At 46.0% G+C, this 22,481-nt stretch carries 19 protein-coding genes, 1 tRNA gene and 1 riboswitch; of the genes, 9 read left to right on the forward strand and 11 right to left on the reverse strand.

The features are described from left to right. Positions 1 to 134: 134 nt before the first annotated feature. The 4 genes from M1K58_RS13310 to M1K58_RS13325 all read right to left on the reverse strand — a co-directional run bounded on the left by M1K58_RS13310 (position 135) and on the right by M1K58_RS13325 (position 7,256). Positions 135 to 2,237: a glycoside hydrolase family 36 protein gene (locus M1K58_RS13310; RefSeq protein WP_256759345.1), complete on the reverse strand. Its 2,103-nt coding sequence runs from the start codon at positions 2,235 to 2,237 to the stop codon at positions 135 to 137. 84 nt (positions 2,238 to 2,321) lie between these two features. Further along, positions 2,322 to 3,641 carry an ABC transporter substrate-binding protein gene (locus tag M1K58_RS13315; RefSeq protein WP_256759346.1) on the reverse strand — a complete coding sequence of 440 codons (1,320 nt, stop codon included), beginning with the start codon at positions 3,639 to 3,641 and terminating at the stop codon, positions 2,322 to 2,324. 131 nt (positions 3,642 to 3,772) lie between these two features. Beyond that, complete coding sequence (locus M1K58_RS13320) at positions 3,773 to 5,419, reverse strand: response regulator transcription factor (protein WP_256759347.1); 1,647 nt, start codon at positions 5,417 to 5,419, stop codon at positions 3,773 to 3,775. Beyond that, on the reverse strand, positions 5,412 to 7,256 hold the full coding sequence (locus M1K58_RS13325; RefSeq protein ID WP_372339156.1) for a sensor histidine kinase: 1,845 nt from the start codon (positions 7,254 to 7,256) through the stop codon (positions 5,412 to 5,414). The genes M1K58_RS13320 and M1K58_RS13325 overlap by 8 nt, the downstream gene beginning before the upstream one ends. A gap of 165 nt (positions 7,257 to 7,421) precedes the next feature. On the opposite strand from M1K58_RS13325, the gene M1K58_RS13330 reads away from it, so the two are divergent. Further along, on the forward strand, positions 7,422 to 8,312 hold the full coding sequence (locus M1K58_RS13330) for a carbohydrate ABC transporter permease (protein WP_256759348.1): 891 nt from the start codon (positions 7,422 to 7,424) through the stop codon (positions 8,310 to 8,312). Beyond that, positions 8,312 to 9,142 carry a carbohydrate ABC transporter permease gene (locus M1K58_RS13335; RefSeq protein ID WP_256759349.1) on the forward strand — a complete coding sequence of 277 codons (831 nt, stop codon included), beginning with the start codon at positions 8,312 to 8,314 and terminating at the stop codon, positions 9,140 to 9,142. The genes M1K58_RS13330 and M1K58_RS13335 overlap by 1 nt, the downstream gene beginning before the upstream one ends. A 71-nt stretch (positions 9,143 to 9,213) precedes the next feature. Here M1K58_RS13335 and M1K58_RS13340 read toward each other — a convergent pair whose 3' ends face one another. The 3 genes from M1K58_RS13340 to M1K58_RS13350 all read right to left on the reverse strand — a co-directional run bounded on the left by M1K58_RS13340 (position 9,214) and on the right by M1K58_RS13350 (position 13,634). Then, positions 9,214 to 10,218 carry an HD-GYP domain-containing protein gene (locus tag M1K58_RS13340; RefSeq protein WP_256759350.1) on the reverse strand — a complete coding sequence of 335 codons (1,005 nt, stop codon included), beginning with the start codon at positions 10,216 to 10,218 and terminating at the stop codon, positions 9,214 to 9,216. Between the two features lie 47 nt (positions 10,219 to 10,265). Next, on the reverse strand, positions 10,266 to 12,122 hold the full coding sequence (locus M1K58_RS13345) for a FapA family protein (RefSeq protein ID WP_256759351.1): 1,857 nt from the start codon (positions 12,120 to 12,122) through the stop codon (positions 10,266 to 10,268). A gap of 200 nt (positions 12,123 to 12,322) precedes the next feature. Beyond that, positions 12,323 to 12,409: riboswitch (cyclic di-GMP riboswitch) on the reverse strand. 145 nt (positions 12,410 to 12,554) lie between these two features. Continuing rightward, positions 12,555 to 13,634, reverse strand: a complete 1,080-nt coding sequence (locus M1K58_RS13350; RefSeq protein ID WP_256759352.1) for a branched-chain amino acid aminotransferase — start codon at positions 13,632 to 13,634, stop codon at positions 12,555 to 12,557. Positions 13,635 to 13,760: 126 nt separating this feature from the next. On the opposite strand from M1K58_RS13350, the gene M1K58_RS13355 reads away from it, so the two are divergent. Next, complete coding sequence (locus M1K58_RS13355; RefSeq protein ID WP_256759353.1) at positions 13,761 to 14,648, forward strand: LysR family transcriptional regulator; 888 nt, start codon at positions 13,761 to 13,763, stop codon at positions 14,646 to 14,648. 83 nt (positions 14,649 to 14,731) lie between these two features. Here M1K58_RS13355 and M1K58_RS13360 read toward each other — a convergent pair whose 3' ends face one another. Next, positions 14,732 to 14,962 carry a cold-shock protein gene (locus M1K58_RS13360; RefSeq protein WP_256759354.1) on the reverse strand — a complete coding sequence of 77 codons (231 nt, stop codon included), beginning with the start codon at positions 14,960 to 14,962 and terminating at the stop codon, positions 14,732 to 14,734. A 76-nt stretch (positions 14,963 to 15,038) separates the two neighbouring features. Next, positions 15,039 to 15,239 (reverse strand): cold-shock protein, encoded by a 201-nt coding sequence (locus tag M1K58_RS13365; protein WP_256759355.1) that lies wholly within the window; start codon positions 15,237 to 15,239, stop codon positions 15,039 to 15,041. A 332-nt stretch (positions 15,240 to 15,571) separates the two neighbouring features. On the opposite strand from M1K58_RS13365, the gene M1K58_RS13370 reads away from it, so the two are divergent. The 6 genes from M1K58_RS13370 (at position 15,572) to M1K58_RS13395 (ending at position 20,497) form a co-directional block, all read left to right on the forward strand. Then, positions 15,572 to 15,648: transfer RNA gene (locus M1K58_RS13370), tRNA-Met, on the forward strand. Between the two features lie 170 nt (positions 15,649 to 15,818). Then, positions 15,819 to 16,931, forward strand: a complete 1,113-nt coding sequence (locus tag M1K58_RS13375; RefSeq protein WP_256759356.1) for an amidohydrolase/deacetylase family metallohydrolase — start codon at positions 15,819 to 15,821, stop codon at positions 16,929 to 16,931. After that, positions 16,897 to 18,000, forward strand: a complete 1,104-nt coding sequence (locus M1K58_RS13380) for a DgaE family pyridoxal phosphate-dependent ammonia lyase (protein ID WP_256759357.1) — start codon at positions 16,897 to 16,899, stop codon at positions 17,998 to 18,000. Before M1K58_RS13375 ends, M1K58_RS13380 begins: the two co-directional genes overlap by 35 nt. A gap of 1 nt (position 18,001) precedes the next feature. Continuing rightward, positions 18,002 to 18,760: a 2-dehydro-3-deoxy-phosphogluconate aldolase gene (dagF, locus tag M1K58_RS13385; RefSeq protein WP_256759358.1), complete on the forward strand. Its 759-nt coding sequence runs from the start codon at positions 18,002 to 18,004 to the stop codon at positions 18,758 to 18,760. Next, positions 18,753 to 19,769 (forward strand): sugar kinase, encoded by a 1,017-nt coding sequence (locus tag M1K58_RS13390; RefSeq protein ID WP_256759359.1) that lies wholly within the window; start codon positions 18,753 to 18,755, stop codon positions 19,767 to 19,769. Before dagF ends, M1K58_RS13390 begins: the two co-directional genes overlap by 8 nt. Before the next feature lie 8 nt (positions 19,770 to 19,777). After that, positions 19,778 to 20,497: a GntR family transcriptional regulator gene (locus M1K58_RS13395; RefSeq protein ID WP_256759666.1), complete on the forward strand. Its 720-nt coding sequence runs from the start codon at positions 19,778 to 19,780 to the stop codon at positions 20,495 to 20,497. A 214-nt stretch (positions 20,498 to 20,711) separates the two neighbouring features. Here the strand turns inward: M1K58_RS13395 and M1K58_RS13400 are convergent, their stop codons facing one another. Both M1K58_RS13400 and M1K58_RS13405 read right to left on the reverse strand, forming a co-directional pair. After that, entirely contained in the window at positions 20,712 to 21,380 is a 669-nt protein-coding gene (locus tag M1K58_RS13400; protein WP_256759360.1) for a hypothetical protein, read from the reverse strand. 183 nt (positions 21,381 to 21,563) lie between these two features. Then, a complete protein-coding gene (locus M1K58_RS13405; protein WP_256759361.1) occupies positions 21,564 to 22,478 on the reverse strand; it encodes an aldose epimerase family protein in 915 nt (304 codons plus the stop codon). Positions 22,479 to 22,481 lie beyond the last annotated feature (3 nt).

Raw genomic sequence — 22,481 nt, forward strand, 5'->3', positions numbered from 1 at the left:
CTAGCTCGGCTGATCGTTGACAGATGAAAGATGACAGCGCATCGCAACTCAAAAGCCCCCAAATCGCTTCATTTGGGGGGCTTCTATTACCTAGCTTCTATTCCCTACCTTCTATTGCCTAGCTTGTTGCTATGTCAGCTACCTACGACTCCAATCTCAAACAATCTAGCTGTCTTCACCTCAGGCAGATGGACAACAAGCTCTCCAGCCTCAGCGTTCCAGCTCCACTCACAATGATGGGCTTGCGGATAAGCGCAGCGAACGGCTAACTCTTGACCCTTCAGTTGTTTAATTGGCAGCGTCATTGTCGGTTCTTCACCAGAAATTCTCCATACTGCCAAATACAACCGATCCTCGCGGCGTAATCCGAAGCTAACCCAATCATCCTGCTGCGTGGGTAATCCGAGAGGCCAGAAAGGTAACGCTTCTCGAATGTCTTCCCGAATCGTCTTGTAATAATCAAGTGCTTCCTTAACTAGTTCCCTCCGGCGAGGACTTAGTTCAGCGAGATGTCCACTCTGGTGTACGCGAAGCAATAATGCGTTTACCATATTAAAGATGACTTCCTCGTCATCCCCCTCGCGAAGCGGATAAGACCAAATCGCGGATTGCTCCGGTGTGAGTGCCGCAGGCGAGCTCGCTGCGATGGCCGCGTATTTGGCGTAATCCTCTTGGTCACTAGTAGATTGAATGCTATGGCGACTAAGCATCGCATAATCCATCCTCATGCCACCACTTGAGCAATTCTCGATAACCAAGTCGGGATATCTTACAAAGATTGCGTCGAGCCAATCCAGATAAGCCCGATTATGCTGAAGCAAGCCATCTCCAAAGCTATCTGCTTCGGTTTCCGTACCGATGCCACCATTGATGTTGTAATCCATCTTAATGTAGCCAACCCCATAATCCTCGACCAATCGCCGAATGACTTCATTCGCATGAGCTATGACAGCTGGATTACGGTAATCCAGCTGGTAACGGCTCCGATCCTTCACTCTTGTCCCATGTCGCATGAAGAACCAATCATCGCTTGTCTCCACAAGCTTCTGACTGTTGATCCCCATCACTTCTAGCTCCAGCCACAATCCGGGGATCATCCCTTTGCCGCGAATATAATCAAGTACATATTTGATTCCTTCTGGAAATCTCTCCTGTGAAGGCATCCATTCACCAACTCCGTCCCACCATTCGCCCGGGGCATACCAGCCAGCGTCGATACAGAAGTATTCGCAGCCCACATCCGAAGCGGCATCAATTAAGGGAAGTAGCTTTTCCGTCGTTGGAGCACCCCATAGACAATTCATATAATCATTGAAAATAACCCGCAATTGTCGGTTATCCTCATTATCCCTGCGAATCCGCCGTCTATAGGTCGTTAACTGCCCAATTGCCTGCTCGAAACCACCATTCACAGCTCCAACAGCAACAGGAACAGAAACGAATTCCTCCCCTGGCTGCAGCTTTTTCCACCAATGATTATCGTGCTCTGTTGGCCCGCTTATCAATAAGGTCAGCCTATCAACTTGATCGATGATCTCCCAATGCCAAGATCCGTTATGCTCAATTTGCCAGAACAAGCTCGTTCCCGTTTCTGTGTTCTCCAATACAGCCATCGGAATATGCTCCGCCGCGGACCAAGAGCCGGTATTGCTGCAAGATATACGCTTGGATCCCCGATCAATGACGTGGGACAAGCCAAGCTCAGGTAGCTTATACGTTCTCCATTGCAGCTCACTTTGCCAGCCATTATGAGCCAACGACAAAGACATCTTCTCATCGCGATCCTGAATTCCACCGATATCCAAGCCAGTTAACGCAAATGACGAGACATATTCCACTCCAACGGAATCGCGACCCTCATTGCTCAAGACGTTCCAGCAACGTACGGTCTGAACCCCTTCGTAAAACTGAAAATGCTGCACCGCTCGCAAGCCTGTCACGGGATCCTTTAGCTCAATTTCGAGCTTACGTCCGTTTTCGTTTCGATTATCTCTATGCTCTTGATAAACCATGCGAAGGCCTGGATAAGTTGCCCGATGCGTTCTTCCGTGATATTCAGCACGATCCTCCCCTGTTAATTGCAGCTCCATAAGCCGGAATCCGGGCTTCTGCTCCTCCTTAACATGATCGGGCTCGAAGCGCTCCACTCCGAAATGAAGCAAGCGCGTATCCCCATCATCCGTTACCTCGATAACTAAGTTCAAACCATTTTCAACGACAGCGATTTGTTTGCTCATGATGGTCTCACACCTTCCCGTTTTTATCTACAAATAAAGCCTCCAACCCCACGTTTAGGTGGTATTGGAGGCCGGTTGTTTTGCTTATTGAGCAGAACCGAATTGAATCCATGCTTTCTGAATTTCATCGATCGCTTGATCCTTCTTCTTGCTGCCGCCAATGTAACCTTGCATTAGCTCACCGAATTTTTGGTGGAAAGTATCCAGGGAATAGTTAACCGACAGATCTCCGGATTTTTCGGTTTTCAGGATTTCTTCCATTTGCTTAGGCATATCCAAGTCAGGCATTGGAGCATCCTTGATCGGAGGAATAACCTTAGCTACGTTAGAGAACCATGCTTTGCCGTAATCAGATGTATACAGCCAGTTAAAGAACTCGATAGTTTCTTTGGCAACCTTGGAATCTTTGTTGATACGTAGAGCTTGATCTGCACCTGTAATGATTTGCGATTGCTCTGCTTTATCACTAACCGGGTAGCCCATAATGCCAAGCTCGAAATCAGGGTTGATTTTCTTAATCGCTTCCTCATCCCATGCGCCTTTACCTGTCATGAACGCTGCTTTACCAGAAGCGAAGTCACTTACTTCGGCATTGCTATCGCGCTCTAGAGGCTTATCTGTTCCGTGCTTCACGGTTTGATCGATAAATTCGAAGAAATTGTTATTCAGAACCGGGTGATCCTTGAAAGTCGTTGTGCCCGCAATGAATTGATCGACTAGCTCTTTAGGAGTGATATTAGCGTCTTGTGCAGCTGCATCCACGAAATGCTGAGCGACATGCTTCCATACCCACCACTCTTTATAAGCATTGGCGAATGGAGTAATTCCTTTCGCTTCCAGCTTCGTGATCGCATCGGCGAGCTCCGCAGTTGTCTTAGGAGGAGTTGCAATCCCTGCATCCGCCAACAATTTCTTGTTGTACATCATCACGAATAAGTTTCCTTTGATTGGAAGACCCAGAACTTTACCATCAGTTGAGCTCATATTTGAACGAACAGCATCCGTCATTGCCGCAGCAAGCGGCTCGCTAGTCAAGTCCGCACTGTATTCTGCAAACGTATCAATGTCCCCACCCGCAGTCGTTTGGAATACATCTGGCGTGCTACCCGCTGCGATTCTTGATTTCAGAACGGTATTATAATCGGCTTGCATAATTTCCAAGTTAATTGTGACGTTAGGCTTAACTTTTTTATATTCCGCGATATACGCATTGAAAGCATCCGTATATTCGGGAGAGGCTGTAAACATGTTGATTGTGACCGGTTTAGAAGAATTACCTTCCGCACTTCCTGTTGCCGTAGCGCCACCATTACCAGCGTTATTGTTGTTATTACTCCCGCATGCAGCGAGGATTCCCACTATTAATACCAAGCTTATGGACAGTGCCCCAAATCTTTTTAACATCGTATTGCCCCCGTTTCTTAAGTTGAATACTTGACTACGATGCCTATTCTAAACAAAGATAAGGCAGATAAGAATGTACATAAGTGAATAGTTAAGGGTAAAAAAGTGGTCGAATGCAGCCGGTTCACTTTTTATCCATCTGCACGTCCATCTCTATATTCTGAGGGTGAAAGAGAGTAGTAGTTCCGGAAAGCCTTGCTAAAATAATTCTTATCCTTGTATCCGAGCATCGCAGAAATGTCCTGAATCTTCAGGCTTGGATCGTCTAAGAGCTGTTTGGCCTTGTCCATTCTCACCTTCTGCACGTATTCATGAATGCCAAATCCAAATTGCTGTTTAAATAGCCTCATTAAGTATTCCCTGCTTAGGAAGTATTTCTCCGTGAACATCGAAATCTTAATATCCTCGAAATAATGGCTATCGATGTATGACTTAATATCCCCTACCTCGAACGGTCTGTTCGTTAACAAAGAGCTTCTTATTTCATCCCCATAATATTCTAAAATCCGGATTAACAATGCTTCGAATTGATCAAAGGTTGTAAAATCAGCCCCTATTCCGATCCCTCGCAAAGCATTCTGACCGTCCATCGGCAAGCGTTCAGAAGCAACCTTGAGCTCTAATGCCATATCATTCATCAGAATGGTGAAATCCTGCAAAGCCCGGTCTGCTTCACCGATGCTAAAGCTATCCAAGGATCTCCATCTTTTCACAAAATCACTCAGTATCGTTTTTGCGTGCTGAATATTCCCACTTTCAAACGCGTTGTGAATGAGCGGCATTCTCGAAATCAAGGAATGGGTGTCCTGCCCTAAGCCTCCTACGACCTTATCCGCCCCATTAACGACGACTGCCTTACGGAGCTTCAACAAATCAACTCCGTTAATAAATGATCGGGCGGTTTCATATGAGGTTGCAATTCCCATCACATCGTCGCAAATTTCCCCGATCCCAACAATCACCAGAGCGTCGAACAACTCATTAAGCTTTAAGGCTACCTTGTTCATCTGATGAACAGAACGATAGACCATATCCTCCCGATACCCGCCCTGCATCGTAACTACAGTAATGATTTCTCTTCCCTGCTTCGGATTAGCAAAGCTAAAGCATTGGAAATGATCACCCGCGATCTCGTTAATAACATTAGCAACAGCGAAATGAAGCAAGTCCACATCCTTATAAAAGCGCCGGCTGCTTATCTCCTCCAGATTGAGAATTCTGAAGATAACAGCCGCAAATCGGTTCGCGGAATGCTCCGCACCAATCAAAGGCAGCATGGCCTCGCTAAGATGAGTCTTTAAGCTACGATCGATGATAGACAAATATATTTTTTCCTTAAGCTTAGGTAAGGACATATTTAACGTGATGTTCTTGTTAATGAACTCGCTCTCCATCTTGTGCTTAGCTTTCAATACATTAACAGCTTTCGTGAGCGCTTGGTTCAAATCTGTCCGATTGACCGGCTTCAATAAGTAATCGACGACCTTGGAGCGAATAGCTTGTCTCGTATATTCGAAATCGTTGTACCCACTAATAACAATGGTCAATAAATCAGGGTACTCCCGTTCAATAATTTGGAGAAGCTCCATGCCGTTCAGTTCAGGCATCTTCATATCGACAATAGCCAGATCGATCTTGTGCTTCGCCAGCATCTCAAGACCCATTTGCCCATTCGTGGCTTCCAGCACCTGCTCGACACCTAGCCCCGTCCAATCCCCTAATATGCGAATGGCCTCACGTAATGGCTCTTCATCATCAATAATTAGCACATTATACATAATTCCCACTCCCCCGCGGTAACCACATCTGCATTTCCGTTCCCGTCGCATCCGATCGAATGCGTAACTCCGCCGCCTCCCCATAGAGAAGCTTCAAGCGTGTATTTAGATTAACCAATCCAATATTCTCGCTCTCGTCATTACGATCTTCCCAATCACTCTCGAAAGATTTCAACACTTTCCCCAGCTTTTCCAACGTAAAACCCGGTCCATCATCATGCACGGAAATCACTGCATGGCTTGGACTTAGCTGCGCTCGTATAATAATGGTCACCGTGCTCGACACCTTCTCGAGCCCATGCTTAATCGCATTTTCAACTAGCGTTTGAATAGACAGCTTCGGTAGCTGTAGCTCCATCAAAGAGTCTTCCCATTCATATGTGACCTGCAGTCTGCTCCCGAACCGGGCCTTCTGCAGAGCCATATAGCGTTCGATGTGTTTCAATTCCTCTCTTGCAAATACAACATCCTTCCCACTAATACAGTATCTCAATGTGAGGGCAAGAGCATCGATCATATCCGCAATATCGTATCGCTCGTTCTTCAACGCTTTAGTGGATATGGCCTGCAGCGCATTGTATAGGAAGTGCGGATTAATTTCCGCTTCGAGTGCTTTGAGAATTGCATTCTTCTCCACGAGCTTCATCTTATACCGCTCGTTAATGAGATCATTCGTCCGCTTCACCATCTGGTTGAAATGGCGGGATAAATACGAAATCTCATCCCTTCCTTTCACCTCAATCTCCGTATCGAAATCACCTGCGCTAAACCGGCTCATCTGATGGGATAGCTTCTTAAGCGGTCTGGTAATGGCGTTCGACGTAAGCGACACGAGAATTACGGAAAGAAGAAGGAACAGGATTCCGATCATGAAGCTCCAATTCCGAGTTGTCGTCGCCGCTTCATAGATTTGCTTGTAAGGAATGGGCTTAATGAGCTTCCATCCGTCCTGTTCTCCAACGTTATAAACCACAAGAAACTTCTCAGCACCTACTCCCCAGGTTACACGTCCGGTCGAGCTTTCCGTTAACTTATCGATAAATCCCTCTTCCTTGATCCGATTGTAGTAAGCAGGATTATCTGCATAAAAAGGCACATTATCCGGACTCAGAAATAAGAGATGCTGTCCGTCGTTATAAGGAATATCCTTCATAATCTCATCTGTGGCGGACTTGTTGAAGTAGAAAGAAAAGACAGCCTGTGGCTGCCGAGATACGATCGTCCTCAATACTCTGTGGTACGCCATAAAGCTTTTCTCAGTGTTAATCGGATAACCAGTCGCAGATACATTACCCACAAAAGATTGGAAAATCCGATTAGATGGATTGTTCAAAGCCTGCTTATACCAAGGCATATCAACGATGACAGGCGACGAGCCTGTGCGGACCGTGATGTTATAATTCTCCTTCGAAATGGAATAATACTTCTGCTGATCAATCAAGTAGAGGTAGATGGTTTCCAAGTCATTACGCGAGAAAAACAGATCACGTAAATAATCCTCTAAATACATTCTTGAGGCGTAGTCCTTATCTTCGTGCATAATCGCATTATTCAGTTCGTCATACCGGATTTGTGGCAGCGACAACTGCTCAATACCCGCCAAATAACTTTCTAGGTTCTGATTAACGAGATGCAAATTGTTCGTCGTGCTTGCAATGCTATTATCAACGGACTCCTTCTGTAGCATCTGATACGAAATAATCGTCAATGATGCAACGACAAGGATAATAATCGATGTAAAAAGCAAGATCAGCTTATTGACCAGCCGCCGCGAATAACGTTCGCTTATTGAAGAAACTGAGCGAATAGCTCGTCCAATTAACTTTTTCATCTTCATTTGGGGCACCCCATTCCGTTCACCTTTTTACCCTTAATTGATTTCTTAAATCCATTTTGCCGGGTGTGAGGCTATTTTATAATACACAGTATAGTCGAATTAAATCGGGTATGTCATATTCACCAACTAAGCCATCATGTGAAATAGGTAAAGAGAGGTGCTTTCATGTTTAAGTCTTTAGGGAGAAAGTGGAGCGACAAACTGGAATTCGGAATATTCACCTTGCCGGTTCTGATCTGTATTGCTGTAGCCTTCTACATCCCCTTCGCCATGACTATCCGCTATTCCATGACGAAGTGGAATGGGATTTCGAAACATCCGACTTTTATCGGACTCGATAATTTCAAGCAAATTTTTAGTGGGGATGCCAATTTCACCAATGCAGCTTTGTTTACATTGAAATACGCGATACTCTACATCGTGCTAGTAAACGTACTTGCGATTGGACTGGCTATCATTCTAGATATGAAGCTGAAAAGCACAACATGGCTTAGAACATCCTTCTTTATTCCTTATATCCTGAGTCTCGTTATTGTCGGATTCATCTGGAAATTCATTTTCATGCAAGGCTTCGAATCGCTCGGGGCAAGCACAGGATGGGGAATCTTCAAGCTCAGCTGGCTCGGGGACCCGGATCTCGCATTTGTTTCCATCGTCGCCGTTTCCATCTGGCAGTCCGTCGGTTTCTTCCTCGTCATTTACATCGCTGGCTTGCAGTCCGTACCTGAGGATTTGAAGGAAGCTGCAACCGTTGACGGCGCTGGACCTTTCCGTAAATTTTTCAGCATTACATTGCCGCTGCTTGCGCCATCCATTACGATATCCGTATTTATGGCTTTGACGAACTCGATTAAAGTATTCGATGTCATCCTTTCTTTAACAGGAGGAGGACCTGGAGGAACAACTTATAGTGTCGCGTACGATATTTATAGAGATACCTTCCAGAATAATCTATACGGCTACGGGACAGCCAAAGCGCTTATCCTATTCGTCGCTGTTCTAATCGTCACTATTGTTCAACTGACGCTCTTCAAACGAAGGGAGGTCGACGCCTGATGAAACGCAACAGAGCAGGTCGTCTTATCCTTGAAATCGTAATGGTGCTTCTCTCGCTCGTCTTCTTATATCCGCTGTTCTTGGCGATCAACAACTCACTTAAGAGCTTCGGAGAAGTCATGAGCGATGTGGTCGCTCTTCCTAAGCAGCTGGCATTTGAGAATTACTCTTACGTGTGGTCTTTCATTAATTATCCAAAGTTATTTCTTAATAACGCGGTCATTACAAGTGTTGGGCTGGCAGGTATCATTCTCGTTTCGTCGATTGCTGCTTACAAGCTCTCTAGAACGAAGAGCCGCTTTAGTATTATTGTTTACTTTCTCTGCATCATGCCGATGCTCATTCCGTTTCAATCGATCATGCTAACCGTGCTTCAGCTATCCAAGGATCTTCATCTGACGAATAGCACATGGGGACTAGGCGTTCTCTATTGGGGCTTCGGTGCACCTCTTGCGGTATTTATCTATCACGGATTCGTGAAGGGAATCCCTAAGGAAATCGATGAAAGTGCCACAATAGATGGGGCATCCGGCTTCGGTCTGTTCTTCAAAGTGATTTTCCCATTGCTTAAGCCAGTTACAGCTACAATTGTCATTATTGATGTCATGTGGATTTGGAATGACTTCTTGCTTCCGCTTCTCATGGTAAACGGTTCTCCATCCACCAAGACACTAACGCTTGCCGCTTACACGTTCGTCGGCCAATATACGTCGGACTGGCAGTATGCGATGACTGCCATGGTAATGGCTGTATTGCCATCCATCGTCGTATTCATCTTCTTGCAGAAGTTTATTGTCAAAGGCGTCGTTGCCGGCGCAGTGAAGGGCTAATATAATTCCAAATAACGGTTAAACAAAGAACGCCCGTTCGCTTCCCAGTTGGGAGTCGAACGGGCGTTCTTTTAAATAAACCTCTCTAGATGAATTTCATGCTCATTGCTAAGGTCGATATAGCTGCCGTTTACCTCCACAATAGGTTGTACCGGATCATGCGCTCCAACCCTTACGATTTTACCTACACATCCGTTCGATAACACTACCGTATTCCCTATCATGACATCCATAATTTTTTTTAAGAAACTCAAAGTAATCGATGGCTCAAGCCGGCCGTATGCATTGTCCGACATTTCCTTCAGCACCTGATAGAACGGGACCGGTAATTTGTAGACCCGCTTAGACACCATCGCATGGAAGACATCCGCAACCGCAACAATTTTACTATAACCATCGACCTCATGGCCCTTCAAGCCGAATGGATACCCACTCCCATCTTCGCGTTCATGATGCTGAAGGGCAACATAGGCATGCCGTTCGGGAATTCCTACAGAGCTCTTGATGATATCGTACCCATATAGCGTATGTTTTTTCACTATCTCATACTCTTCTTTAGTCAGCTTTCCCGGTTTGTTGAGAATCGCAGAAGGAACTTTTGATTTTCCAATGTCATGCAGGAACCCCGCTGTCATCAGCTCCAGCAATTGTTCATCACTGAAATCCAGTGCTTTACCGATTAGCTTAGATAACAGCGCTACCCCTATGCTATGTCGGTATACATACTCGTCGTAGTTTTCCAGATGAACAAGAATTTGATTTAAGTTAGGATGATTGCTCATGAATAGGATTATCGGAATGATTTTATCTCGAACGGTAGCGAAGGGAATATGGTCTGAATTTTTGGCAATATCGAATACCTGCCTAACTTCCTTGATCGCGGAGTCCACCAAATCAAGAATGGTGATCGGCTCCACATCTTGATCCGATAGAAATATCCCGTGCCCTGAAAGGAGGGCGATATCTATGTCTGTTAACGCCCTTAAAGCAGGGATAACCAGAATCCCCTGCTTGTTATATATATTCTTATTCACCCTCATTCCCAAATAATTATCCTGCCGCGTATCCCTATTCATCTCACCAACCACTTTCTGTTGTCAGACATCACTCATTGGTTTAGGCATTACTCTTTTATCATCTGAATATCGAAAGTTGTATCCTCAACGAGTTCGAATACGTCCTTGCAATATTTCCCGATGCATATGCGTCCCGAGAACATTTTTTGAACCTTCACTTTCCTCTTAGCTTTAAGCATGGAAATCGCACCCGTTTGACCCCCGATGACCTTTGCCGATATGCTGTCGCCTGCTTCTAAGCGAGAGCCTCTACATATCGAATTATCAGAAACGAACACGATGTTCCTGGCGGAAAATAATTCGCATAAGAGTACGCCGTCTCGATTGATCACAATGTCGCCGTTGGATTTTAGCTCGCTATTCTGACACTGATTGACGCTGATTTCCACGTTCTCCTCCTGCATCCGAGCGACTTCGCTGTGGGTGTCCTGCAGCAAGGCAAGAAAGCTTTGTACGCATCCGTAAGTGACCATCTCCAGCAGCTTCGTCGGTTGCGAGAATATCTCGGATACTTCCTTCAGCTTCTCGTACTCCTCTTGCTTAATATGCTGGATATTCGAGATCACGTATTGTAATTCTTTAATCGCTTCGGGAATTTCTTTCATCTTAGTTTCCATCAGCAATAGAACGATCTGTCCATATCGGACAGACTGATTCTTGGCTTCAAGCGCCTCCGTCAGAAGCTTGGAGGCAACCAGAAGCTTCTCCATATAATCGCACAGCATTTTCGAAGTATGATAGAGACGGTTAAACAATACGCCGAAGTAACCCGAATATAGCTTGCTCGCAATAACGTTTCCCCTCACGTTAATGCTACCTGTAGCCGTTATCGTAGAATTGTACACGCTTCCGTATACGTACACGTTACCAAGCGATTCGATGATCATGTTGTCTGTGACGTCCCCATGTACGATTACATCACCGGAGAAAACAATGTTGCCCGTCTCGATATCCACATCACCCGATACAACATAGGAAGTAGACACATCGAAGATTTTAATTTTGCTTCCCGTTATTCGTGGCCTTCCCTGAATCCTTGCAATCACGCTTCCATCGGCTGTAAGCTCGACATTGTCCTTCGCCACCATAAACAGATCTTTAGGGGGTGTTGGAAGCGTAATGCTACCGCGCACGTCATATCCGGCGATTCCGTCAACGAGCGGGATTTTTCTCGCCATCAATTCACCCTCCTTGACGGACGGAATTCGTAAATGATTACGAAAATCAATGGATCCATCAACCTCGAAAAATTCGCTCTCCACCTGCTGTGAGAAGTAGATTTCCAGCCGCGCATCTTTGCCCAACACGGGTGCTTTCCCCCTAGCAACGACAATGGGAAGATACGTCGGAAGCAACAGCTCTTGCTGGATCGCTGCAAATTCAATACGTGCCTTAATAGACATCTCTTCGAGCTTAGCCACAACATCCCCAAGCTGTACTGTCTTCAATACCATACCCATGTCCTCTTCAGCCTTAACAATCAACCGGTGTGCCGGGTCCGTATCGGCAATCCTCGAACAGTAACGTTCTTTGGCATGCAGGTGGAAATGAGCGATCAGCTTGTCTTCAGATATCATAACCTCGAACAAGGGCAGCTGTTCGATCTCCCATGATATTCGATCTTCCGCGCTGACCTCGGATTCCCCGAATACCTCCTTGTCGTTGATATACAATTTCAACGGACTCATCGGATAGATGACAGCAAAATCTCCGCCATTGATGGGATCCTGAACATGAATTTTCTGATTGTGGATTCGAATCGATCCATCTTGCTTATACGCTGGATCATTCGGGTCTATTTCATCTGTTCCCATTTCGCTAAACGCTGAATGTTCCTCCATCTTATCCAAATTTAATTGGTCAATGAGCGTTATCAGTTCAGTTTCCGAAATATGTTTCTTCAAGACTAGCACCTCTCGAATGGCAACTCATCGAAGTCACGAGTATACAAATTGCACGCCAACAAGCATAAACGACTGACACCGTCCTTTCACGGAGTTCAACGTTTATGTCGAAGACTTATCAGAAAAATAAAATGAATGATAACCTTTCTGATAGGCAAAAAAAAGAGCATCCTCCGAATGGAAGATGCCCTTACGCTCCATTCGGTAACTTGGCAACCATAGAACGTTAGTTCCTTAGGCCCACAGCTTTGCGTCCCTTTCTTTCAAAAGGTTTGCCTTTTCGTGCATGCGATTCATAGATGCATAATCATATTTAACTAATTTAGGTAGGCAAACATGCCTACCCACAAAAACTCATACCTACATTATAAGTCTTAGGTCTTAACTATATCAAGAGACATATCTAAATTTGTCAGATATGCGCCTTTTTTACTATATCTTTGGATCGACTTCCAAAATCCAACCAAATGGATCTTCTAATGTCCCTCTTTGCATACCGGTAATAAAGTCATATACCTTGGCCGAGATAGGCCCGGTTTGACCATCATTCAACGTCAGCTTGTCCCCTTGCCAGTTCAATTCCCCGATCGGTGAAATGACGGCAGCAGTGCCTGTACCAAACGCTTCCTCTAAGGTACCCTTGCGATAGGCTTCAACTAATTCGTCGATGGAGATTCTCTTCTCCTCGACCTCGATGTTCCAGTGTTGAAGCACTCGAATGACCGAATCACGGGTTACACCGTCTAATATGCTGCCGTTTAACGCTGGAGTGATGACTTTGCCCCCGATTTTGAAGAACACATTCATGCTCCCGACTTCCTCGATATACTTCCGATGAACACCGTCTAGCCAGAGCACTTGGGAGTATCCTTTTTCAGTCGCTTCCTGCTGCGCTTTCAATCCCGCTGCGTAATTACCGCCCGTCTTCGCATTTCCTACTCCACCTGTAACCGCACGGACATACTCCGATTCCACGTAGATGCTAACCGGATTGATTCCTTCTGCGTAGTACGAGCCTACCGGAGATAGGATGATGATAAAATGATACTGCTCCGATGGCGATACACCAAGCGTAGGTTGCGTAGCAATAACGAAAGGACGGATATATAGGGATGTACCTTGCTCGGCAGGAATCCAATCTTCATCTACTTTAATGAGCTGCTTCAGTGCTTCCATAACCAAATCTTCGTCGATGGATGGTATACTCAGGCGAGCATTGGAGCGATTAAGGCGCTGCAGATTCTTGTAAGGACGGAACATAAGAACCGATCCCTCAGGCGTCTTATAAGCCTTCATTCCTTCAAATACGGTTTGTCCGTAATGAAATACTTTGGCCGCAGGATCTAACGAGATCGGTTGATACGGAATGATCCGCGGATCATGCCAGCCTGCCCCTACATCATAATCCATGATGAACATATGGTCCGTAAAATACTTCCCAAAGCTGAGGTTTTCGATTGCCGGTTTTGTTTTAGGTGTTGTCGTTAACTCTACAGAAATCTTAAGGCCCATTTGAACATCTTCTCCTTACCTTCATCCGTTATTATTTAATGATAGCAGAGCGTTAAGTATATTGATAATATTTGTTTTATCGGTTATCCATACCTTTAGGGTATATATGAAGGGGGCAATCATCCGATGGATATGCGCCAGCTACGATACTTCTTAGCTATTGCCAACGAGAGACAGATTACTCGTGCAGCTAAACACTTAAATATGGAGCAGCCTCCGTTAAGTCGTCAGCTTAAGCTGATGGAGCAAGAGCTCGGGGTTATTCTTTTCGATCGCAACGGGAAGCAATTACAGCTTACCCAAGCCGGAGAGCTGCTTCGTCAGAGGGCGATCACCCTCATGGATCAATTTAACGAAACAATCACCTATGTTCAAGAGGTGGGTGAAGGAGTTCAAGGCGTCTTATCAATTGGAGTCGTCGTTTCTTGTATTTCCTTATTACCTCCAGCTATACGGTTGTTCAACGAAAAGTATCCGCAAGTTACCTTCAAAATTCAAGAGGGTGACCACTATCAGCTTGGCGAATTGTTAGAAAATCGAGATCTTGAGCTCATTGTGAGCCGACTCCCTTTTCAATCCGACCTACAATCGCAGCATTATTCCATACTCCCATTGCCTTCGGACCCGTTCGTAGCTGTCGTGCCAAGTGAATGGTGTACAGATCCCAATCAACGTACCATGACTCTACAGGAGCTTGCGCGTTATCCATTCCTCACCCTCAAAACGGATAGAACAACAGGCATGCACAATCGTGTTTTTCACGAGTTCAAACAACATGATCTAGAACCACGAATTATTTGTGAATGCTCCAGTGTCGCTATAACAGTCTCGCTAGTCGCCTCAGGAATTGGGGTGGCCATATTGCCGAAGTCGGTAATGAACACCTTTGCATCCCCTCACCTTAAACAAATCACGATAGCTGATGTGGAATTTCAAAGCGAAGTTGGTATTGTGTGGCTTCGGGATCGTCATCTCTCAAAAAGCGCGAGGCACTTCATGGAAATATTCGTGTAGATCGTTAATAAACCGCAGAAAAAAGCCTTCAAAACCACCTGTTACGCGGCTTGAAGGCTTTATTATTGTTTCTAATTTTCTTTTTATGAAATCATCGTGCCTTTTTTGAGGGCCTTCATATCTTTATTCGTATTATCGATCAAGGGTAGCATCCTCGTTCCACTAACCATCGGAGTGTGACACAGGTGACAAGTGGGTTGATTCTCGAATGCAAAGTTATCGCGAATCCAACCCTTACAGCCTTCCGTTGGGCATGACCAAATCGCTGTGTCTTCCAAAGGAACTTCCTCTAACGATTTTTTTCGATAGTACATATTAACCCCTCCTTAGATTAAAGAACTGCCCTCAACAATGTTAAGGGCAGTTCTTATCTTCCTAGAAATCTGAGAACTACAGTTTTACAACGTTCTCAGCTTGTGGTCCACGGTTGCCTTGTACAATGTTGAATTGTACTCTTTGGCCTTCGTCAAGGGATTTGTAGCCGTCGCCTTGAATAGCAGAGAAATGAACGAATACATCATTTCCGCCTTCAACTTCGATAAATCCAAAACCTTTGTCTGCGTTAAACCATTTTACTGAACCTGTTTCCATAATAAGTGACCCCCAAAATTTTATTAACATGTTTTTCTTGAGTTAAACAAAAATCACACATTGAAAAAGTTATCATTGCACAAATGAACACCTTTTCGATATGTGAGTTTCAAGGTTTTGATTTGTTTAGCAGATCAGATTCTTAGTATAACACATTCAAACGACAATAGCTCCTACTTCCGTAAAATATTTATATTTAGATGTAACTTTGGTCTAAAGCCCCTTCTCCCACTGCTAAAAACAATTTTCGGTTAAAGCTTGCTTATTACACATAAGTACTATATAGTAGGAAATCCAGTTGGAATTCGCAAGTCAGCTCATCTTATTAATGTCGCGGGGTGGAGCAGCCCGGTAGCTCGTCGGGCTCATAACCCGAAGGCCGCAGGTTCAAATCCTGCCCCCGCAACCAACTTGGAAACTTACCATCCTCGGCGATTATGCCGGGGATTTTTTTGTTTTATTTCCAAACCTACGTTAATAGAAGATACTCAATTCGGCATTATTGACACCTATAACATTATAACGTTATATTGTTTACAGAATAGATTAACCACTTCGCCGTGGAAAAGGGTGAAAACCATGCAACAACAATTCGTTTTACGCAACCTCAAAAGAGTGACGGGAGAAGCTATCGATATCACAATCAACAATAAGGTGATCGTAGATATTACTCCAGCCGGCAACGGACGAGGGGACGCGAGCTTCGACTTCTCCGATGTATACGTATCAAGTGGATGGATTGACCTACATGTCCATGCGTTCCCTGATTTCGATCCCTATGGGGATGAGATCGATGAGATCGGGATTAAACAAGGTGTAACTACGATTGTCGATGCAGGAAGCTGTGGTGCCGACCGAATCGGAGACTTAGTCTCCAGCGGAGAACAGGCTCTTACACAATTGTTCGCCTTCTTAAACATCTCTCACATCGGATTATCCCGAGTTGATGAGCTGTCTCAATTAGAATGGATCAATGAAGAGAAAGTTATCGATGCAGTGGCAAAGTATAAATCTAGCCTCGTTGGCTTAAAGGCTAGGATTAGCCAAAGTGTTGTCGGTGCAAGTGGCATCGAGCCCCTTCGTATCGCACGTAAATTATCCGATGAAACTGAGCTCCCCTTAATGGTACACATCGGTTCTGGACCACCGGATATTAGGGAAATCGTTCCCCTCTTGTCCAATAGGGATGTGATTACTCATTACCTGAATGGGAAAAAGAACAATCTGTTCGATCAGGAGGGTAATCCGTTACAGGTATTATTAGAGGCGATCAGTCGCGGCGTGCACCTTGACGTTGGGCATGGTACAGCTAGCTTCTCCTTTAGGGTCGCGGAAGCCGCCATTCAGCACGGGATAGCATTAAACACAATTAGTTCAGACATTTATCGGGGTAACCGCATGAACGGTCCCGTCTATAGCCTTGCACATGTTCTATCGAAGTTTCTTTACTTGGGATATTCCTTGGAGCAAGTCATCTCTGCAGTTACTTCGAATGCGGCAGAGTGGCTTCGCAAGCCGGAGCTAGGTCGTATTCAAATCGGAGATGTCGCAAATCTAACGTTATTCGATATTCGGAAAGAACCCGTCACTTTCATTGATTCTGAAGGTGACGAGCGTTCTGCCAACACTATTATTCAACCAAGAGGAGTTGTTGTGAATGGCAAGCTCATTGAATGCCAAATACGGTCTTAAACGCGTCATTAATGCAAGCGGTAGAATGAGTATTCTTGGCGTGTCGGCTCCAACCGATACCGTCATGGACGCCATGAAGCATGGCGGTCAGAATTATGTAGAGATCGCAGACCTCGTGGACAAGGCCGGAGACTATATCGCTGGAATTCTAGGATCAGAAGCTGCAGTCGTCGTGAACTCCGCATCCAGTGGTATTGCACTATCGGTAGCTGCCCTTGTGACACGCGGGAATCGCCGCAAGAGCGAGCGTCTACATCAAGAGACTATTCCGAACAACGAAATCATTATATTAAAGGGTCACAACGTACAGTACGGAGCTCCTGTTGAGACGATGGTCTATCTGGGTGGAGGCAAGCTTATCGAGGTCGGATATGCTAATGAAGGTAAAGCCGAGCACATCGAGGATGCAATCTGCGACAATACGGCAGCCATCCTATACGTCAAGTCGCATCACTCCGTTCAGAAGAACATGATTTCCGTCGAAGAAGCATGGGACATTGCACAACGCAGGGGCATCCCGCTTATCGTTGACGCTGCCGCTGAAGAGGATTTGCAGAAATATGTGAAATATTCGGATCTTGCTATTTATAGTGGTTCGAAAGCGATCGAAGGCCCAACCTCAGGCATCGTCGGAGGCAAACGCCAATATATCGAATGGCTCAAGGTTCAGCTGCACGGCATCGGCCGGAGCATGAAGGTCGGTAAAGAAGCCTCGTTCGGATTGCTTCAAGCGCTAGATGAGTATAGTGTGAAAATAGATAAAAGTGAGCAAGAGAAAGATGCGCTACAGGTATTGATGCCTCTTAACGAGCTTACGGGAGTACAAGTAACGATCGTGCAGGATGAAGCTGGAAGGGCGATATTCCGGGCCCGCATCAAGATTGATTCTACACTCGCTGGCACAACAGCTGGGAAAGTCGTTGCAGGGTTACAGGATGGCGATATTGCTATCTATACTCGCGACTATGGGGTAAAGCAAGGCTATTTCGATATCGATCCACGCCCGCTTCAAGGCGACGATATGCAAGTCATCGAATCCAGAATACGCGAATTAACAGGGGGACTCTAACATGTCGAATATCTCAAAACGTTTGTACAAGGGCCGTGCAGCATTAAATGTATTAACGAATAGCCTAGACAATGCGAAGGCAGTTTTCGAAGCAGCAGAAGGTTATGTTCTCGTTGGCGTTCTATCCAAGTCATACCCAACGGTCGAAGCGGCTGTTGCTTCTATGAAGGAATACGGCAAGGTGGTTGACGAGGCTGTATCCATAGGTCTTGGTGCAGGAGATAATCGCCAAGCGGCAGTCGTCGCAGAAATTGTGAAACAATATCCAGGTAGCCATATTAATCAGGTATTCCCTGCTGTTGGTGCAACTCGCGCTAACCTTGGTGGGCAAGACAGCTGGATTAATGCACTCGTATCCCCAACAGGACGTGTAGGATACGTTAATATTTCCACGGGTCCAGTCAGCGCAGCGCAATCTGAGCTCGCAATTGTTCCTGTAAAAACAGCTATTGCACTCATTCGGGATATGGGCGGCAATGCCTTGAAGTACTTCCCAATGAACGGACTTAGCTGTGAAGATGAGCTTCGCGCAGTAGCCAGCGCTTGTGCAGAGGAAGGCTTTGCTTTGGAGCCGACCGGCGGCATTGATATGGAAAACTTCGAGACCATCTTAAGCATCTGCTTGGATGCAGGAGTGCAGCAAGTCATTCCTCACGTTTACTCTTCCATTATTGATAAGACAACAGGCGCGACAAACGTTGATGATGTTGCCGAGCTACTCACTATAATGAAGAAGCTAGTGGACGCTGCCGATGCCTAAGAAGATTGCGGCATTCGGAGAAGTGATGATGCGGTTGCAGGTGCCGGGTTATGAGCTACTATCTCAAGCAAGCACATTAAGCTACTCTTTCTCCGGCACAGGGGTCAATGTGATTTCAGCAATGGCCCGCTTAGGGCATGAAGGATATCTCGTGTCCCGATTGCCTGCTAATGCCGTCGGCGATGCTGCTGCTGCTTATTTACGAAAGCTGGGTGTTTCCCAAACCTTCGTAGAGAGAAGCGGTAACTACCTGGGCATGTATTTCTTAGAAAACGGATTCGGCGTTAGACCAAGCCGCGTGACTTATTCCAATCGTCTTGAGAGCAGCTTTAACACCGCACCGGAAGGCACTTATGAATTCGATCGCATTTCCCAGCAGCTAGATGCCGTACATTTTTGCGGGATTACACTAGCCATGAATGATGCAGTTCGGAATCATATGCTCAGCTTTGCGGCAGCAGTTAAAGCTAACGGTGGCACAATCGTGTTCGATTGCAATTATCGCCCTTCTCTCTGGGGCGAAGAAGGTTACGCAAAGGCAAAGCCCTTCTATGAGAAAATGCTGCAGCATGCGGATATCGTCATGATGAACGAGCTTGACGCCATCCATATCCTTGGCATGACAACAGACAAGACAACTCGCCTTGATCAGCTTACTGAGCTTTTGCCGGTTGTAGCTGAGAAATATGGAATTTCTGTGCTTGCTGGTACGCATCGCTCCATTAATGGAGACAACACGCATTCCCTACTCGGCTATCTCTATAAGAACAAAGAGTTTGCTTTCGCTGAGAAGCTTACCTTTACAGTTTGCGATAGAATTGGTGCAGGAGATGCCTATGCCAGCGGTATCGTTCACGGTGAGCTTAAGGGTCTAGCGCCCGAAGCAAGTGTCCGCTTCGCAGCAGCGGCAGCCATGCTTGCTCATACAACGATAGGCGATACCCCTATGTCCTCTGAGAGTGATATACTAAGAGCAATGACACAATCGGTGAGCGATGTAGAGAGGTAGTGGAAGTCATCACAGTCTTCTTATCTCGGAAGAAAAAACCTTTATATTTGCAAATTAAAAATATCCTGAAGGATCGGATTTTACATGGTGCGTATCCCATCGATACAACCATTCCATCCGAGCCGCAATTGGAGCAGGAATTCAAGGTCAGCAAGATCACAGTTCGCAATGCGATCCAAGAGCTTGTTCAAGAAGGCTATCTGGAAAAGGGTAGCGGCAAAGGAACGAGGGTCATTCGCAACACTTCTACTTCCAAGCTGTCCAAACGGAAAAGCTTTACAGAGGTGTTGGTCGAGGAAGGACACCGCATTCGGAAGCAATTACTGCAGGCCGAAGTCGTTCGTAATGAAGTAGGGACGGAGCCTTATCGGTTGTTCGGGGAGCAGTGCTTCTGCATCGAACGCTTATATTATTTAGATGATGTCCCTTATATCCATTACACTCACTATTTAACGATGAGTACGGGGAATATCGAGCTCGCAGATATAGATGATCAGTCCTTGTATGGCTTATTGGAGGAACAAGAGATTACGCTTGATAAATTCCGCGATCAATTTGCCGTGGCATTCGCCCCTCCACTTATTGGGGAGAAGTTACGCGTGCAAGAGAACATGCCTTTATTGAAAAGATCTCGTTATTCCTATGAGGAATCGGGCAACGTCATTGAATTTAGCGTAGGCTATTACAACACCGCAATCCAGAATTACCTCGTCAATTATAACGTCTAACCTTTATTAGACAAGCAGCGAAGAAGCGTACTTGGAGGGTCTGTTTAGACTCTCCAAGTACGCCTCTTCTAAATGTTACATGTCGTTATGGCTTCAGCTCCATGTAGCAGGGGAACCAAGGTGCTTTTTTGGCCCTCGCGAACCAAACGCCACTGCTTCGGCTCAACCAAGGCACTTTTTTGGCCTTCGTGAACCAAATGTCGCTGTCGCAGCTCTACCAAGGCACTTTTTTGGCCTCCGTGAACCAAATGCCACTGCAACCGCTCAGCCAAGGCACTTTTTTGGCCTTCGTGAACCAAATGCCACTGCTTCGGCTCAACCAAGGCACTTTTTTGGCCTTCGCGAACCAAACGCCACTGCTTCGGCTCAACCACGGCACTTTTTTGGCCTTCGTGAACCAAATACCACTGTCGCGGCTCAACCAAGGCACTTTTTTGGCCTTCGCGAACCAAATGCCACTGTCGCGGCTCAACCAAGGCACTTTTTTGGCCTTCGTGAACCAAACACCACTATCGTGGCTCAACCAAGGCACTTTTTTGGCCTTCGTGAACCAAATGCCACTCTTCGGCTCTACCAAGGCACTTTTTTGGCCTTCGCTAACCAAACGCCACTGCAACCGCTCAACCAAGGTACTTTTTTGGCCCTCGCGAACCAAACGCCACTGCTTCGGCTCTACCAAGGCACTTTTTTGGCCTTCGTGAACCAAATGTCGCTGTCGCAGCTCTACCAAGGCACTTTTTTGGCCTCCGTGAACCAAATGCCACTGCTTCGGCTCTACCAAGGTACTTTTTTGGCCTTCGTGAACCAAATGCCACTGCTTCGGCTCTACCAAGGCACTTTTTTGGCCTTCGTGAACCAAATGCCACTGCAACCGCTCAGCCAAGGCACTTTTTTGGCCCTCGCGAACCAAAAGCCACTACTTCGGCTCTACCAAGGCACTTTTTTGGCCTTCGCGAACCAAATGCCACTGTCGCTGCTCAACCAAGGCACTTTTTTGGCCTTCGTGAACCAACATGTGACTTTCAACTCTGACGCTTCGGAGATGACTCCTTTGGACCCCTTTTAATCAGGCGTCACTGCCTGCCGCTAACCCAACTCGTAAATCCAAGTACCATTCGAACGCTTCATTAGGAGCCACAACTTGAGCGGTACCATTGCTGATAGCCCTGGAGAGCGAATCATATAATCCAATGCTAGGCTCTAGCGCGATGGTCGTCCTATCATTAAATAATCCCTCATCAATCCAAACCCCTAGATAAGGAACGAGATCCGGACAGACAGACATCTCCATATAGTTGCCGGTCTCCTCACCTTGCAAAGCGCACCAGCCTTCTGACAAAACGCTTGGCGCATAGAACTTACGGCCATCAGTGGTCATGTTGGGAGATACTAAACTTTGCTGATCCCATTCGTATTTATTCCCAACCGACAAGCTCTTACCTCCATAGACGCATATCATTTCCTTAACAGAATCCGGCAATCGTATCCTCGTCTTCTCTGTTACTTGGAATTGTGGATGCGGCACCCAGAGGAACGGCATATTCGCCGTCCCCCTATTCTCTACGCGATACCGCAACCGAACTTGATTAGCAGAGAGGAACGATACGCTTCTACTTAACCTATAGGGAATACAACTACCATCCACTGAACAGGTTATCGCGCGGCTATCCGCCTCACAGCTCCATGAGCGCGACCAAACCTCGCCATGATCAGGTAATGTAATCGCCTGCCCCTCACCAATTTCACAACAATCAATCGTCGGAAAGCATTCATCCCACCCACTCATGTCCCAGTCGCAGAAGCTAGAGCCTTCCTCTGGTTTCCTCAGGGAACGCTTCCCAGCATCCAGCAACCACTCTTTGCCTGTCGGCTTATAGACAAGAGATACGATCTTTGCCCCAATCTCTGGCACCATCTCTAACCGGACTTCATCGCTTTCCAATATGAATGACTCATAGCCTTCGTAATATCCCTCGTACACCTT

This window comes from Cohnella sp. WQ 127256, assembly GCF_024519285.1.
Classification (GTDB): Bacteria; Bacillota; Bacilli; order Paenibacillales; family Paenibacillaceae; genus Cohnella.